At 68.6% G+C, this 12980-nt stretch carries 13 protein-coding genes and 1 other RNA gene; 9 read left to right on the plus strand and 5 right to left on the minus strand.

The features are described from left to right. Window positions 1–146: 146 nt before the first annotated feature. The 4 genes from cobC to E0T84_RS06300 are packed head-to-tail and all read left to right on the plus strand — an operon-like array spanning window position 147 to window position 4086. On the plus strand, window positions 147–1109 hold the full coding sequence (gene cobC, locus E0T84_RS06285) for an Rv2231c family pyridoxal phosphate-dependent protein CobC (protein ID WP_249383592.1): 963 nt from the start codon (window positions 147–149) through the stop codon (window positions 1107–1109). After that, on the plus strand, window positions 1106–2236 hold the full coding sequence (locus E0T84_RS06290; protein WP_070188122.1) for a Nif3-like dinuclear metal center hexameric protein: 1131 nt from the start codon (window positions 1106–1108) through the stop codon (window positions 2234–2236). Before cobC ends, E0T84_RS06290 begins: the two co-directional genes overlap by 4 nt. A gap of 51 nt (window positions 2237–2287) precedes the next feature. After that, entirely contained in the window at window positions 2288–3016 is a 729-nt protein-coding gene (locus E0T84_RS06295) for a zinc ribbon domain-containing protein (protein WP_070188123.1), read from the plus strand. Then, window positions 3013–4086, plus strand: a complete 1074-nt coding sequence (locus E0T84_RS06300) for a bifunctional RNase H/acid phosphatase (protein ID WP_070188124.1) — start codon at window positions 3013–3015, stop codon at window positions 4084–4086. The genes E0T84_RS06295 and E0T84_RS06300 overlap by 4 nt, the downstream gene beginning before the upstream one ends. A 1-nt stretch (window position 4087) precedes the next feature. On the opposite strand, the gene E0T84_RS06305 is transcribed toward E0T84_RS06300, so the two are convergent. Next, window positions 4088–4669, minus strand: coding sequence for a helix-turn-helix domain-containing protein (locus tag E0T84_RS06305; protein WP_070188125.1), 582 nt, complete (start codon window positions 4667–4669; stop codon window positions 4088–4090). A gap of 47 nt (window positions 4670–4716) precedes the next feature. Here E0T84_RS06305 and E0T84_RS32670 point away from each other — a divergent pair, with 47 nt between their 5' ends. Both E0T84_RS32670 and E0T84_RS06315 read left to right on the plus strand, forming a co-directional pair. Continuing rightward, window positions 4717–6270 (plus strand): SAM-dependent methyltransferase, encoded by a 1554-nt coding sequence (locus tag E0T84_RS32670; protein ID WP_070188133.1) that lies wholly within the window; start codon window positions 4717–4719, stop codon window positions 6268–6270. 37 nt (window positions 6271–6307) lie between these two features. Further along, complete coding sequence (locus E0T84_RS06315; RefSeq protein WP_075909577.1) at window positions 6308–7597, plus strand: DUF222 domain-containing protein; 1290 nt, start codon at window positions 6308–6310, stop codon at window positions 7595–7597. A gap of 9 nt (window positions 7598–7606) precedes the next feature. Here E0T84_RS06315 and E0T84_RS06320 read toward each other — a convergent pair whose 3' ends face one another. Together E0T84_RS06320 and E0T84_RS06325 are read right to left on the minus strand one after the other, a co-directional pair. Then, complete coding sequence (locus tag E0T84_RS06320) at window positions 7607–8026, minus strand: VOC family protein (protein WP_070943356.1); 420 nt, start codon at window positions 8024–8026, stop codon at window positions 7607–7609. Between the two features lie 9 nt (window positions 8027–8035). Continuing rightward, window positions 8036–8488, minus strand: coding sequence for a helix-turn-helix transcriptional regulator (locus E0T84_RS06325; RefSeq protein WP_070188128.1), 453 nt, complete (start codon window positions 8486–8488; stop codon window positions 8036–8038). A 29-nt stretch (window positions 8489–8517) separates the two neighbouring features. Between E0T84_RS06325 and rnpB the strand changes: the two genes are divergently transcribed. After that, window positions 8518–8912, plus strand: an RNA gene (gene rnpB / locus E0T84_RS06330) — RNase P RNA component class A. Window positions 8913–8928: 16 nt separating this feature from the next. Here the strand turns inward: rnpB and E0T84_RS06335 are convergent. Further along, window positions 8929–10419, minus strand: coding sequence for a CYTH and CHAD domain-containing protein (locus E0T84_RS06335; RefSeq protein ID WP_138744056.1), 1491 nt, complete (start codon window positions 10417–10419; stop codon window positions 8929–8931). 160 nt (window positions 10420–10579) lie between these two features. Between E0T84_RS06335 and E0T84_RS06340 the strand changes: the two genes are divergently transcribed. Beyond that, window positions 10580–11278, plus strand: coding sequence for a TetR/AcrR family transcriptional regulator (locus E0T84_RS06340; RefSeq protein ID WP_070943354.1), 699 nt, complete (start codon window positions 10580–10582; stop codon window positions 11276–11278). A gap of 10 nt (window positions 11279–11288) precedes the next feature. Then, window positions 11289–12074 carry an enoyl-CoA hydratase/isomerase family protein gene (locus tag E0T84_RS06345; RefSeq protein WP_070943551.1) on the plus strand — a complete coding sequence of 262 codons (786 nt, stop codon included), beginning with the start codon at window positions 11289–11291 and terminating at the stop codon, window positions 12072–12074. Here E0T84_RS06345 and E0T84_RS06350 read toward each other — a convergent pair. Then, window positions 12071–12934 carry an oxidoreductase gene (locus E0T84_RS06350; RefSeq protein WP_070943353.1) on the minus strand — a complete coding sequence of 288 codons (864 nt, stop codon included), beginning with the start codon at window positions 12932–12934 and terminating at the stop codon, window positions 12071–12073. The two genes, E0T84_RS06345 and E0T84_RS06350, sit on opposite strands and share 4 nt — an antisense overlap. Window positions 12935–12980: the final 46 nt, after the last annotated feature.

The following is a 12980-nucleotide window of genomic DNA, read 5'->3' on the forward strand; positions in this document are numbered from 1 at the left end:
GTGCCCATTCTCCCGTATGCCGCGGGCAGTCCTCCGGACGCCCAGCTGAGTGGTTCGACCACTAGGGTCGTGCTGTGCTGTGCCCACCCCACGGCCGGACCCGTTCCGGCGCCCGCTACCACGGCGACCAGGCCGCTTTGGCGGGCATGCTGGACTTCGCGGTCAACGTGCGCCCGGGCGGTCCGCCTGCCTGGCTGACCGACCGGCTGGCCGCCCGGCTGCCAGACCTGGGCAGCTACCCGAGCCAGGCCGATGAGCGCCGGGCAACCGGCGCGGTCGCCGCGCGCCATGGCCGTAGTGCCGAGGAGGTGGCGCTGCTGGCAGGCGGGGCCGAAGGCTTCGCGTTGCTGCCCGGATTGCGACCGCGGCTGGCCGCCCTGATCGCCCCGTCCTTCACGGAACCGGAAGCGGTGTTGGCCGCGGCCGGGGTGCCGATCCAGCACGTGGTGTTGCCGTCGCCGTTCACCCTGGCCGGGGCGGACGTGCCCGACGATGCGGACCTGGTGGTGATCGGCAACCCGACCAACCCGACCGGCGTGCTGCACCGCCGCACGGACATTCTGGCGTTGCGCAGGCCGGGCCGACTGCTCGTCGTGGACGAAGCGTTCGCCGACGGCATCCCCGGTGAAGCCGAATCGCTGGCCTCCGATCCGCTGCCCGACGTGGTGGTGCTGCGCAGCCTGACCAAGACCTGGGCGCTGGCCGGGCTGCGGGTCGGATACGCCCTCGGCGCGCCCGAGGTGTTGGCCCGGCTCACCGCCCCGCGCCCGCACTGGCCACTGGGCACGTTGCAATTGGAAGCCATCGCCGCGGCAGGCAGTCCTGAGGCCGTCGTCGAGGCCGGCGCCCGGGCCCAGAGCCTCGCCCGACTCCGGTCCGCGATGACCGCCGGGTTGGCGGGGCTCGGTCTGAGCGTGGTGGCCGGCGATGCGCCATTTGTCCTGTTCACCGTGCCGGACGCGGAGTTGATGCGAAAACATCTGGAAAGCAAGGGTATTGCGGTACGCCGTTGCGATACTTTCGTGGGCCTGCCGGAAAATTACCTGCGTGCCGCGGTGCGGCCGGAATGGCCCGCACTCATCGACGCCATGACGGAGGTACTGCAATGAGCGCGCGAGCCGGCGTGCCGTTGGCGGACGTGATCGCCACCCTGGACGCGGCATACCCGCCGCATCTGGCCCACGACTGGGACTCGGTGGGGCTGGTGTGTGGCGATCCCGGTGAACCGGTCGAATCGGTGACGATCGCCGTCGACGCGACTGAAGCCGTGGTCGACGAGGTGCCCGAGCGCGGCCTGCTGCTGGCCCACCACCCGCTGCTGCTGCGCGGCGTGGACAGCGTGGCGGCCGACACCGCCAAGGGTGCCCTGATCCACCGGCTGATCCGCACCGGCCGGGCCTTGTTCACCGCGCACACCAACGCCGACGCGGCCTCGCCCGGTGTATCCGATGCGCTGGCCGAGGCATTGGGTCTGAACGTCGACGCGGTGCTGTCGCCGGCGGCGACCGGTCCCGAACTGGACAAATGGGTTGTGTTCGTGCCGGCCTCGGACACTGCGACGGTGCGTGAGGCGTTGTTCGGCGCCGGCGCCGGGCGCATCGGCGACTACTCGCACTGCAGTTGGAGTGTGGGCGGAACCGGGCAGTTCCTGCCGCACGACGGGGCCGCCCCGGCCATCGGCGAGGTGGGCACGGTCGAGCAGGTGGCGGAGGACCGGGTGGAAGTGATCGCGCCCTCGCGGCTGCGTGCGGCCGTCCTGTCTGCCCTGCGCGCCGCACATCCCTATGAGGAACCCGCCTTCGACATCTTCGCCCTGGCGCCCATTCCCGGTGACGTGGGCATCGGCCGGATCGGCGAGCTCGACCGACCGGTCCCGTTGTCGGCCTTCGCATCCCAGGTCCGGGCCGCCCTGCCGGCCACCTCGTGGGGAGTGCGGACCTCGGGCGACCCCGACGCCTTGGTGTCGCGGGTCGCGGTGTGTGGGGGAGCGGGTGATTCACTGCTGGGCGCGGTGGCTCGCGCCGACGTACAGGCATATGTCACATCGGATTTGCGGCATCACCCGGCCGACGAGCACCGGCGGGCTTCTTCGGTCGCGCTCATCGACGTGGCGCACTGGGCCACCGAGTACCCCTGGTGTGCCCAGGCCGCCGAGATCCTGCGCGGGCAGTTCGGCGACGCCCTGGAGGTGCGGGTGTCTTCGCTGCGCACCGACCCGTGGAACGTCGAGTGCTGACGCCGCGAACGCAATGAACGCAAGTAAACACAGCTACATGAAAGTCAGGGCATGAAAGCCGAAGTAAAACAACAACGTTCGCTTCTCGCGCTGACCGAGGTCGATGCCGAGCTTGGGCGCCTCGCGCACCGCGCGAAGAATCTGCCCGAACAGAAGGAAGTCGACGAGGCGCAGGCCGCGCATGCTGCGGCCAGTGACGGTGTGGGCGTTCTCGGTATCGGGCTGGAGGATCTGGACGCTCAGGTGGCCAAGCTCGAGAGTGAGATCGACTCGGTACGCCAGCGCGAGGACCGTGACCGTGCGTTGATCGACGGCGGCACGGTGGGCGCCAAACAGGTCGCAGATATCCAGCATGAACTGGAAACGTTGCAGCGCAGGCAGTCCAACCTGGAGGACTCCCTGCTGGAACTGATGGAACGTCGCGAGGAACTGGCGGGCCGGCAGGCTGAGGCGCTGCAACGTATCGACGATCTACAGACCACCCTGTCCGCCGCGCAGCAGGCCCGCGATGCCGCCCTGGTCGAGATCGACCAGGCCAAGCACCAGGCCGTCACTCGGCGCGAGGGCTTGGTGAGTGTGATCGATCCTGAGCTCGTCGCCCTCTACGAACGCCTGCGGGCCCGCGGCGGCGCCGGGGCCGGGCTGCTCCAGGGCCGGCGTTGCGGGGCCTGCCGTATCGAAATCGACCGCGGTGAGAGCGCCCGGATCGCCGCGGCCGCAGAAGACGACGTGGTGCGCTGTCCTGAGTGCGGGGCAATTCTCTTGCGGATCAAGCAGTGAAAGTTTTCGTCGAAGCCGATGGCGGTTCCCGCGGCAACCCGGGACCGGCGGGCTACGGCGCAGTCGTGCTCGATGCCGGGCACGACGCAGTGCTGGCCGAGCGAAAGGAAGCGATCGGCCGCGCGACCAACAACGTCGCCGAATACCGTGGCCTGATAGCAGGTTTGGAGGCCGCAGCCGAGCTGGGCGCCACCGAGGTGGCGGTGTCGATGGACTCCAAGCTGGTCGTGGAACAGATGTCGGGACGGTGGAAAGTCAAGCATCCCGATCTGATTCCATTGCAGCGCCGGGCAGCTGAACTGGCCGCCGGCTTCCATCGGGTCAGCTACTCGTGGATCCCGCGGGAACGCAACAGCCATGCCGACCGCCTGGCGAACGAGGCCATGGATGCTGCTGCCGGGATCGTCGGGGACGGGCCCAAGGCCGAACTGTCGGCGCCCGGGTGGACCGGTGCCACCGGCGCGCCCACCCGGTTGTTGCTGTTGCGGCACGGCCAGACCGAATTGTCAGTCACCCGGCGGTATTCGGGCCGTGGCAACCCGGTACTGACCGAAGAGGGGCGCAGACAGGCCGATGCGGCCGCGCGTTATCTGGGTGCACGTGGCGGCATCGCGGCGGTGGTCAGCTCGCCGCTGGGGCGGGCATACGAGACGGCCACGGCCGCGGCCAACGTGCTCGGTGTCGATGTCCGCGTCGACGACGACCTGATCGAGACCGACTTCGGCGAGTGGGAGGGGCTGACCTTCGCCGAAGCGGCGCAACGCGATCCGGAACTGCACCGGCGCTGGTTGCGCGACACCAGCGTTGAGCCGCCCGGCGGCGAGAGCTTCGACGCGGTGGCCGGTCGGGTCCGCCGGGCGCGCAACCGGATCATCGCCGAGTACGGTCCGGCAACGGTTTTGGTGGTCTCCCACGTGACGCCGATCAAGACCGTCCTGCGGCTGGCACTCGATGCCGGCGAGGGCATCCTGTACCGGCTGCATCTGGATCTGGCGTCACTGTCGATCGCCGAGTTCTATGCCGACGGCGGATCTTCGGTGCGGCTGGTGAACCAGACCGCCTACCTGTAGTTCAGGCGTGCAGATGTAATTGCTCGCCGTGCGGGCCGAAGATGGTGATCGCCTCGACCGGGCCGTCGACCACTCCGAACCAGTGCGGTGTCCAGGTCGAGAACTCCACGGCCTCGCCGGGATTCACCACAAAATCCTGGTCGCCCAGGATCAGCCGGAGCTGTCCGGACAGCACGTACATCCAGTCGCGGCCTTCGTGGACGGGGAATTCGGCCGGTGGTTTGCGGCGTTGGGCACTGATGCGGATCTTGTAGGCGTGCAGGCCGGCCGCCGGGCCCTGCCGGGTCAACGGCCAGTAGGTGATGTTGTGGTGGGTGTGCGAGGCGCCGGTGACCCGGGGGTCCTCGGCTTGCGGTGTCCGCAGGAGCTCGTCGGTGGTCACCGACAGTGCGGCCGCCAACCGGGGCAGGTGATCCAGGGCCAGTCGGCGCTTGCCCGACTCCAGCCGGCTCAGTGTCGAGACGTCGATCTGTGCGCGGCGCGCGACGTCCTCCAGAGTGAGTCCGCGTTGTGCCCGCATCTCGCGTAGCCGGCTGCGGACCAGGGCGTCGATGTCGTCGGCTTGGGCAGCGTTTGCCTCCATGGCAAATCAGCTTGGCACTTTGCCATGTATTGGGCAAGCTCGACGGCATGGAGAACATCTGGGATTGCGTCATCGTCGGCGGCGGTGCAGCCGGCCTGAGTGCGGCGCTGGTGCTGGGCCGGGCCCGGCGGCGCGTGCTGCTCGTCGACTCGGGGAATCAGAGCAACCTCGCCGCACACGGAATCGGCGGCCTGCTGGGCAGCGACGGGCGCCCGCCCGCCGATCTCTATGGGGTGGGCCGCGCCGAGCTGGCCGCGTACCCCACGGTGGAGGTACGCACCGGCGAAGTCGTCGGCGGTGAGCCGGGATTCACCCTGGAGCTCGCCGACGGAACTCGTGAGCAGGCCAGGACGGTGTTGCTGGCCACCGGGATGGAGTACCGGGGGCCGAACATCGACGGACTCGAAGAGCTCTGGGGCCGTTCGGTTTTCCACTGCCCGTTCTGCCATGGCTGGGAGGTGCGAGATGCGCCGGTCGCCGTGGTCGCCCAGGGAGACCGTGCCGTGCACTCGGCGTTGATGATGCGCGGCTGGACCGAGGATCTGGTGGTACTCACCAATGGGGACAGCGGGCTGGACGAGGCGCAGGTCAAGCAATTGGACGCGGTCGGCATCGGTGTCGACGAGCGTCCGATCGCCCGATTCGTCGCGCACGACGGCGAGCTGACGGCCATCACATTCACCGACGGCACCCGGCTGGCCAGGCGTGGCGCGCTCGTGGCCGCCACACTGCACCAACGCTCACCGCTGGCCGCGCGCCTCGGCGCCGTTTCGGCTCCGGGCCCGATCGCAGCCGACGCGCTCGTCGTCGACGGGTTCGCCCGCACCTCGGTGCCCGGATTGTTCGCCGCGGGCGACCTCAGCGCCCAGATGCCTCAAGTGGCCGCCGCGGTCGCATCCGGCAGCCAAGCCGGCGCCGCCGTGGTGCAGTACCTGCTCGGTGAAGATGTCGGTCTCCCGGTGCCGCCGTGGCCCAGTCAAACGACCGTCACCGCCCAGTACTGGGAACGGCACTACGGGCAGCGCGGACGCATCTGGAGCGGACGCGTCAACGCCCAGCTGGCCAAGATCGCTGCGGATCTGCCCGCGGGCCGGGCGCTGGATCTCGGTTGCGGTGAGGGCGGCGACTCCGTCTGGCTGGCCGAACAGGGCTGGCAGGTCACGGGAGTCGACGTCTCCGACACCGCGCTGTCGCGCGCTTCTGCCGAAGCGCGGGAGCGGGGGGTGGCCGACCGCATCACGTTCGAGCGCCACGACCTGTCCGAGAGCCTGCCCGACGGGCCCTTCGATCTGGTGTCGGCGCAGTTTCTGCAATCGCCGATCTTCATGGACCGCGCCGACATGTTGCGTCGGGCGGCCGACGTGGTGGCGCCCGGTGGCCGGCTCGTCGTCGTCGATCACGGTGCCGCGCCCCCGTGGGCCCCGGAACATGTCCGGAAGTTCCCGTTCCCCAGCGCCGACGACGTAGTCGCCTCGCTGAACCTCGATGAAGCGCAATGGGAACGAGTCCGGGTAGGTACCGATGAGCGCGATGCGACCGGACCGGACGGGCAGCGCGGCACCCTGATCGACAACGTGATGGTGCTGCGGCGGTTGGCCTGAAATCGACCTGTCACACCCCGGTGGCATAATCGCATGTATGTTCGATATGATGGCGTTGGCGCAGGTCAACCCGCATGATGACGAGGCGGAGCTGCACCGGCGCATCGAGGAACTCGAACGGGCGAAGTCGGCGGCGGCAGCCGGCCAGGCCCGGTGTGCGGCCTTGTTGGAGGAGAAGCGCCGGGCCGCCGAGGCGGCGGCGGGCGTGCCGAGGGCAAAGCGGGGCCGTGGGGTGGCGTCGGAGGTCGCGCTCGCCCGCCATGATTCGCCGACGTGCGGCAATCGGCACCTTGGGTTCGCCAAGGCGCTGGTGCACGAGATGCCGCATACGTTGGCGGCGCTGGAGTCCGGGGTGCTCTCGGAATGGCGGGCGACCCTGATTGTGAAGGAGTCGGCCTGCCTGACGGTTGAGGACCGGGGCACGCTGGATGCCGAGATGTGCGCCGACGTCACCAGGCTCGACGGTATGGGGAACAAGCGGATCGAGGCGGAAGCCAAGAAGATCGCCTACCGACTGGATCCGCAGGCCGTCGTCGACCGGGCAGCGAAGGCGGCAGAGGATCGCGATGTCTGGATCCGGCCGGCACCGGACTGCATGGCCCGGCTGACGGTGTTGTTGCCGATGCCGAAGGGTGTCGGCGTGTACGCGGCGCTGAAGCGGACCGCCGACACCACCTTTGACGGCCGGACCCGCGGCCAGGTGATGGCCGACACCGTGGCGGAGCGGGTGACCGGCCGGCCCGCCGACGTGCCCGAGCCGGTGGCGGTCAACTTGCTGATGTCGGACCAGACCCTGTTCGGGGACGATGAGAACCCGGCCGTGGTCGAAGGTTACGGCCCCGTGCCTGCGAGCGTCGCCCGCAACCTCGTCAGTGACGCGGTGGCCGACGAGCAGTCGCGGGCGACGCTGCGCCGGCTCTTCCGGCACCCGAAGTCCGGTGCGCTGGCGGCGATGGAGTCGAGGTCGCGGCTGTTTCCTTCTGGGCTGGCCCAATTCATCGGACTGCGGGACCAGACTTGCCGGACCCCATACTGCGATGCGCCGATCCGCCATCACGACCACGCGCAGCCTCATGCCGGCGGCGGTCCGACCAGTGCGCTCAACGGTCTCGGTGAGTGCGAACGCTGCAACTACGTCAAAGAATCACCCGGGTGGGCGGTCACCACGAGCGACGAGAACGGTGTACACACAGCTGAATTCGTCACCCCGACCGGGGCGGTCTACCGATCGACCGCCCCGCCGCCGCCTGGGCCCATCGAGAGGTACGAAAGCGTGACCGAGCTGCGGGTCGCGATCGAATTCGCGCGGTGTGCACCTGCCGCGTAGCGCGGTAGCTCAGTCGGTGCGCTGGGTCAACCGCACGCTGTTGCCCGACGGGTCACGGAAACCGGAGTCGATGCCGTAGGGCATCTGGTTGGGCGGTTCGCTGAATTCGACGCCGCGGGCGGTCAGCTCCTCAAAGGTCTTCTGGCAGTCGTCGGTGGTCAGAAACACCGTGCCGGCGAAGCCTTTTGCGGTCAGGTCTTGGACTTGCTTGCGGGTCTGCGCATCCATCACCGGCTCGCCGGGCACGGCCATCAACACGATGCCCACGTCGTCCTGCCCTGGCGGGCCGACCGTCACCCACCGGAAGTCGCCCATCTCCTCCAGGAACGAAACATCTTCGCGCACTTCCATTCCCACCTTCTCGGTCCAGAACTTCAATGCGACTTCCTGATCGTGGACCCACAGGTGCGTGTAAGCGATTCTCATCATGAGCTGACGCTACGTCCGCTCCGGCCCGGCCGTCTTCTCCGTTTGTGCTGTCTTGGCACGGCCGGTGTGAGGCCGTCGGGTGTCGCGCGCCAGAATGCAGCTGGGCACCGGGGCGCGCAGCATGGCCGGCGGCAAGCCGGCCCGGTAGGCAGCCGGCGGCTTGCCATAGACCCGCGCGAAGTTCGTGGTGAAGGAACCGACGCTGTGCAGGCCGACCATCACGCAGATGTCGGCGACCGAACGGTCGGTGTTGCGCAGCAGCGCCGCGGCCCGCTCCAGGCGCCGGCTCTGTAGGTAGGCCCGCGGGGACTCGCCGAACGTGCGGGTGAACATGCGGCTGAAGTGGGCCCGGGACAATCCGGCGGCCGCCGCCAGGTCCTCGACGGTGATCGGGTCCGCATAACGGGCGTCCGCCAGGTCCTTCGCGCGGAGCAAATATCGTGCCGGTGGCACCTGTGCCATGAAAATAAGGGTACGGTGATCAGCGCGAACGAGTTGGCTGGGCGGCCGCGGCACCGGTGAGAACCGGGGTTCGAGGAAAGTCCGGACTTCACAGAGCAGGGTGATTGCTAACGGCAATCCGAGGTGACTCGCGGGAAAGTGCCACAGAAAACAGACCGCCAGAAATGGTAAGGGTGAAACGGTGCGGTAAGAGCGCACCAGCACCCCGGGTGACCGGGGTGGCTAGGCAAACCCCACCCGAAGCAAGGCCAAGAAGGCCGCAACCTGGTTGCGGTCGCGCAGGCGCCTGAGGGCTGCTCGCCCGAGCCTGCGGGTAGGCCGCTTGAGGCACCCGGCGACGGTGTGTCCAGATGGATGGTCGCCACTGGCCCTCCCGGAAACGGGAGAGCCGGCACAGAATCCGGCTTACAGGCCAACTCGTTCGCCCCAGCCCCAACCGCCTAGTGGGCCTTGCGAACCGCTTTGTCCAGTTTCTTGAGTGCGTCCTGCAGCATGGCCCGCGACTGCTGGGCGGTGTCGTGCTCCTGCTGATACAGCAGCCCGTAGGTGAAGGTGTCCTCGCCGGCGGCATGTGCGGCGTCGGCCTGGGTGCTCAGGTGCGCCTTGCTCACCACGCTGTCCTGATGGTCGCCGAGCAAGGACTGGATGTTCTTGGCGCGTTCGGACACCTTGTCGGCACCGGTAGCTGCTGCGGTGTACCGAAGTCGCTTGGCGCCCTTGCGAATTCGGTGCAGCGCCTCGTCCTTTTCGGTGGCGCCGGCCTCGTCGGCAGTCACCTTGGCCGCGGCCTTGGCGGCCTTACGAACCCGCTTGTACGCGGAGTCGATGTTGGCCGTGGGCTTCTCGCCGTCTGCGGGCTCCGGCGGCTCGGCCCGCACCAACTCTTCTAGCGCATCCAGCAGCCGGAAGTAGCGCTGTGAGCGCATCGCCAGCAGCGAACGACGCCAACCCGCCGTGTAGCGACGGTTGGCGCCTTCGACCAGGCGCTGGCGCACCGGCCCGCGGACCAACTCGGGGTCCATCTCGTCGAGCGCACTCTGATACCGCTCGGCCAACACCTCGGCATCACGGGCCACGCCCAGCACCGCGGCCAACGCCCGCAGCTCGTCGAGTACCCAGCCGTCGTCGTCGAGCCCGAAGGCCTGCTTCGACTCCTGCAGCAGGCTACGGATCTTGCGGGTGGTCACCCGCATTTGATGCACCGAGTCGTAGGCGTCCGCGCGCACCGCACGGTCCCACACCAGCAGCTCCTCGATCTGTTCGGCGATGGCCCGGTGTATCGGATCGGCCGGGGGAGCAGGCGGCGCAACGGTATCGGTTCCGAGCACCTTGGCCAGCTTCGAGGCATGCCCGGCCGGTTCCGCGCCGGCATCGGCCAGCCGGTTCGCCAGCCGATCCATCAGGTCGTCGGGAACATCGGCGGCGAGCAACTCCAGCTCCCATTCCCGCCAGCTCTGTTCGTCGCCGTCAATCGCCGAAGCGGTCACCCGGTCATCGCAGAACTCGGCGAGCGCGGTGCCGTCGGAGCCATGCAGCACCTGCACACTGCGCCGGGTGCTGATCCGTGCGACGGGCGAGACCGGACGGTCGCGCACGATGGCAAGCACGACGTCGCGCAGATCCTCGGGCACGGTGTCGGTTGCCGTGCCCAGCGGTGCGCGTATCTCGGTGCGGGTGTCGGCCCCGGCCGGAAGCTTCAGGTGCCAGCCCGCGTCCGAGCCGCCGGTGCGGCGCCGCAACGTGATGCGGTGCGCGGCAAGATCACGATCCGGGGTGTCGAAATACACCGCGTCGAGGCATTGGGTTTCGGTGCGGGCCACCTCGGCGACGGCCGAAAGCCCTTCGAACGACGGCGAGACGGTGTCCTCGGTGACAGCGAACTTCCGCTCGATTTCGGTGTACCTCGCGGTCTTCGATTTGCCGGGGGCCATAGTCACCTTCGCTGTGCACCGGAGGCGGGAGATCGGATGGCACCAGCGTGCCATATTCGGGTGGCAGCCACGACCGGTGCCTGGTCACAGCCGCATCAAGACTTGCCGCACGGCACGGCGCTGTCAGCCATGTCCCCGGACGTCTCTTAGTGTTGCTGACATGGCGGCTGAGACGACCCCGGCGAGCGCCGCCGGCGCGCGTGGACGCCCGCGGCTGGAGCGGCCACGCCGACCGGGCTCCACCGCCCGCGAGCAGATCCTCGATGCCGCTGCCGAACTGTTCACCACCCACGGCTATGCCAGCACATCGACCCGGCGTATCGCCGATGAAGTCGGGGTGCGCCAGGCCTCGCTGTATCACCATTTCGCCACCAAGGACGACATCCTCGACGCGCTGCTGACCGGCACCGTCGACGATGCCCTGCAGCTGGGCGTCGAATTGCTCGACGGCACGGGGCGCGCGACGCTGCGTCTGCACACACTCGCGGTCGCCGATGCCCACCAGTTGTGTGCCAGCCGCTGGAACTTGGGTGCCCTGTATCTGCTGCCCGAGCTGCGCACCGGCCGGTTCGAACCGTTCCGACGCCGCCGTGCCGAGCTACGCGAGGTGTATCGCAAGCTGTCGGCGGCGGTGATCGCCGAATGCGCAGGCCCGCCCGATGCCGCTGACCTTCCGTTCCGGTTGGTGGAATCGGTGGTCAACAGCCGCTCGGACGACGTCGAGGGCACGCCGGAGCGGCCCTGGGTGATCGGGGAGGGTGCGCTGCGAATCCTCGGGTTCGACGGCGACTTCGGCCCGCTGGTGGCCGCTACCGCGACCCGGCTGGGCGTGCGGCCCCCCGAAACCCCGGCCCGATAGAGTGCGGGCCGTGACCGAGCCCACGTATGAAGCCATCTCGTTCGAGCAGTCCGACGCCGTCGCGCGCATCACCCTGAACCGCCCGGACGCCGCGAATGGCATGAACGACATCATGACTCGCGAACTGGCCGACGCCGCCCGGCGCTGCGACACGCCAGGGATCAAGGCCGTGGTGCTGACCGGTGCGGGCCGGTTCTTCTGCGCAGGCGGGGACCTGAAATCCTTCGCCACCGCGCCCGACCGGGGACGGTTCATCAAGGGCGTCGCCGATGACCTGCATCAGGCCATCTCGTCGTTCGCCCGGATGAACGCCGTGCTGATCACCGCCGTCAACGGCACCGCGGCCGGCGCCGGATTCAGCCTCGCTGTGGTCGGTGACCTGGTCCTGGCCGCCGAACCGGCCACATTCACCATGGCCTACACCAAGGTCGGCCTGAGCCCCGACGGCAGTGCCTCCTATCACCTGCCGCGGCTGGTCGGCCTGCGCCGGGCACAGGAACTCATCCTGACCAACCGCACACTCTCGGCAGCCGACGCGATGGACTGGGGATTGGTCACCGAAGTGCTCGCGGCCGACGAGCTCGACGCCCGGGCCACGAAATTGGCCGAGCAGGTGGCGGCAGGCTCCGGTGGATCCAACGGAGCGGTCAAGTCGCTGCTGGTGTCGTCCTTCAAGAACAGCCTCGAAGAGCAAATGGCGGCCGAAGCCCGGTTCATCGCCGAGCGGGCCAACTCGGCCGACGGCCGCGAAGGCGTCGACGCGTTCCTGGCCAAGCGCAAGCCCGACTTCGCCTAGATCGCGAGGTCCGCCGGGAGCTCGATATCGGCGGCGGCGAGGTTCTCCTCCAGGTGTGCGATCGAGGACGTACCCGGTATCAGCAACACGTTCGGCGCCACGTTCAACGTCCACGCCAACGCGATCTGCGCCGGTGTGCGGCCCAGTTCGGCGGCGACCCGCCGGATCTCCGGGTGACCCAGGACCGGATTGTCCAGCGCGAATGCCGAACCCAACGGGAAGAACGGCACGAAGGCGATGTCCCGTTCGACGCACAGGTCGAGCACTGGCTGCGAGGTGCGATCGGCGAGGTTGTAGGCGTTCTGCACACAGACGACCTCGGTGCGCTCGAGCGCGGTTTCCAGGTGCTCGCGAGAGACGTTGCTCAGCCCGATACCGGCGATGAGGCCTTCGTCGCGGGCGGCGATCATGGTGTCCAGTTGCCGATCGAACAGCTCCCGGTCGACCTCGCCGGGGGCCCCGGCGTCGGCCCCGAACACGCGCAGATTCACAACGGCGAGCCGGTCCACGTCCAGGGTGCGCAGATTCGCTTCCAAGTCGCGGCGTAGATCATCGGGCTGTTGGGCCGGAAGCCAGTTGGCCGCCTCGTCGCGCTTGCCGCCGACCTTGCTCACCAGGGCCAGGTTCTCCGGATAGGGGTACAGCGCCTCGCGGATGAGTTCGTTGGCGACATTCGGGCCGTAGAGCTGAGCGGTGTCGATGTGGTCGACCCCGAGTTCGACCGCGCGCTGCAGCACCGCGATGGCCGCGTCGTGGTCGCGTGGCGGCCCGAACACCCCGGGTCCGGGCAACTGCATCGCACCGAATCCGATCCGCCGGACCGGGTGCGCGCCTAGTGAGTACGTCTGTGGGGAGGTCATGAACGAGCTTTCATTAGATCTCTAACTATATGAGATCGAACTATAT

This window comes from Mycobacterium sp. DBP42, assembly GCF_005924235.1.
GTDB lineage: Bacteria > Actinomycetota > Actinomycetes > Mycobacteriales > Mycobacteriaceae > Mycobacterium > Mycobacterium syngnathidarum.